Below are 2,399 nucleotides of genomic sequence, written 5' to 3' on the forward strand. Positions count from 1 at the left end.
AATGGATTTTGGCCATACAGAGCCCTCAATACGTTTATCCCCCAGCAGGGTTGGCGAGCCCTCTTTTTCAACATCCGGTTCGAACGAGGAAAGCTCGTCATAACAGACCACATCCACGGATTTTTCACGGTAATTTTTTGCTGCCGCACCACCCAGGCACCAGAAGCCCACACCCGATGAAAAGCGTTTCAGCGTGAGAGTATTGTCACGATGTTTACGCCCCAGCCATGGAGAAAGGTCTTTCAGACATGACACATCCCGAATCGTCGCCTCCACGTGAGACTTCATAAAATCTTCAGCGGCAGAATCCGTGGGCTGAAAAAGCAGACTGTTTCGGGATTTATGCTCAATAAAATACCCGACCACCCCCAGCAACATCTTTGTATAACCAATACGGGCAGATTTAATCAGGTTAACAGTGCGAATCAGATCGTTGCCCATACAGTTCATGATGGCGATCTGGAACGGCAGCGTTTTCCATTCTCCCTCACCATATGAAGATTCTTTAGGCAGATAATAATTTTGATCAGCCCATTCAACTGGCGTCACCGGCAATGCCCTTATCAGGGGCTGTAATGCTGTTGTGACAGCACTCATCATATTATTCAGTTGTTGCTCTGATATATTCATCGAGTAAATCCGGTAATTTATCCCCTGCCCGCGCACACTGATTTGCCCCCTTCGCAATAAGGGTTTTCAGATGGTCAAGATGGCGCGGTGTTAAATCAGGAAACTGTCGTTGCATGGATAAAGGGATGGAATCAAGCGTACTGGATAACGCCATTGCCAGCTTGCTGAGGGCAAAAATACAGAACCCAGTGTCAATAAGTTTTCCTTTTGACACCTCATTTTTTAACTGCTGTGTAACAGCCTGTTCTGCTGTCAGTTCCCATCTGGCAATAAGCAATTTCTCCTCATAGTCGTCTTCGCTATCGCCATCAGGCACATCGTTTTTACTTCTTCTCAGATACGATATGTAAAAATCACGCCAGGCATCCAGATCCAGTTGCCCTCGCTTATTCGATATCGGGGCACCCGGCAATTTCTGCAGTCTGCGAAGCTGGCGATCGGTCAGACTCAAATGCCTGGCAACTTCAGTCTGCGTAGCCACTGTTCACCTCGCAAAAAATCTCCCCTCATGCGTTTTAAACATGCATCTTGCGAGCAACTTTATGCAAACGCACGCATATGTCCGGTTTGTTTGTACATTTTTTGCACATGTCCGGTTCGCAGAAAGCATGTTTTTATATTTTTCATATAGTTAACTTGCAGAGAAACCGGACATGGATCGCGGAAAATTTTCATAAATAGCGAAAACGCGCGGGTTCGACGCCCCGTAACGGCTCGGATCGCCGGAAAGGACCCAGCCACTAGCGAATGCCAGTAGCAAAGGTGGGCGGGCTTAATTTAAAGCGGTGTGATCTGCAACCATTCAGACGCACTAATCTCAAAACAACGTCCGTTAGACAACTCGATAATCACGGGTAATTCACCAAGCTCCAGCCAGGCGTTTTTTTCCGTTGGAAAACTAACAGTAGAGATCTGGTAATCCGATACGCTTTCAGCCAGTCGGCAACTTTTAAACACATCACCAAAGGCGGACGCGAAGAATACATTTAGTTCATATTCAATCTGCTCTTTAGCAGCTGTCATGTTTCTGTCTCATCAACTTGAATCGGGTAATCAGGAATGGATGCGAACTATAGGCCGTCTGCACCATCTTTCAGATTAAAGCAGCGTCACATTTCGTCAGGGTCAGTATTAGCCGACATCTCGCGCACCTGATTAATGTTTGGCGATATTACAACAGGCGCTCAATGAATGCATGTTGTAAGCCTCTCGCTCAGGAGAACAGAATCGTTCCATTATTGAATTAAATTTCTGCGACTCTTTCATCACAAACTCCTGACAAAGATACCGTGCGACCACGGTCGCACGCTCCTGAATACATGCCCTGTTTCTTCCACCCTCGCACAGGACTGGCGAGCATGAGGGACAAACCCGCGAATCATTAGCGCGGTAAAAACCCGGTGTGCATCGTTTTTGATTATTCCCGCACACTCTCGCAGAAGGAGTTCCCCGTCGGGCTACGGTCTCTGTTAATACGGGAATACGGCGACGATACAGCGCATGATGTGTCAGGCTTGAATACCTTTATCCGTTAAAAGGGATATCAGTTAAGTTATCCCGTACAGGGCATAAGCCATTATCAAAGCCACTCTGTAGGGAGTGGCTTTTGTAATGGCAATAAAAAGCCCCGCGAATGCGAGGCTAAATCCAGGTATTTTTAATGACTGGCTCTTATTTCAACGCAGCCCCTTACCGCGCGCCAGATGCTCAACTTCAAGCATCAGCAATGAGATGTTTAATCTGGATTCACTCCAGAAGTGATCACCACC

General features: G+C 47.0%; 3 protein-coding genes and 1 pseudogene. All 4 read right to left on the reverse strand.

All coding sequences use genetic code 11. The features are described 5' to 3' along the window. On the reverse strand, positions 1 to 630 hold a 630-nt coding region (locus ACJHYR_RS27470; RefSeq protein ID WP_410233197.1), incomplete at its 3' end, for a phage terminase large subunit family protein. Continuing rightward, positions 602 to 1,111, reverse strand: coding sequence for a terminase small subunit (locus ACJHYR_RS27475; protein WP_000235436.1), 510 nt, complete (start codon positions 1,109 to 1,111; stop codon positions 602 to 604). The genes ACJHYR_RS27470 and ACJHYR_RS27475, both read right to left, overlap by 29 nt. Before the next feature lie 296 nt (positions 1,112 to 1,407). Beyond that, on the reverse strand, positions 1,408 to 1,653 hold the full coding sequence (locus ACJHYR_RS27480; RefSeq protein ID WP_072837613.1) for a hypothetical protein: 246 nt from the start codon (positions 1,651 to 1,653) through the stop codon (positions 1,408 to 1,410). Between the two features lie 653 nt (positions 1,654 to 2,306). Next, positions 2,307 to 2,399: pseudogene (locus ACJHYR_RS27485) on the reverse strand (lysis protein); the annotation flags it as partial.

The organism is Escherichia sp. WS1450 (assembly GCF_046487395.1).
Classification (GTDB): domain Bacteria; phylum Pseudomonadota; class Gammaproteobacteria; order Enterobacterales; family Enterobacteriaceae; genus Escherichia; species Escherichia coli.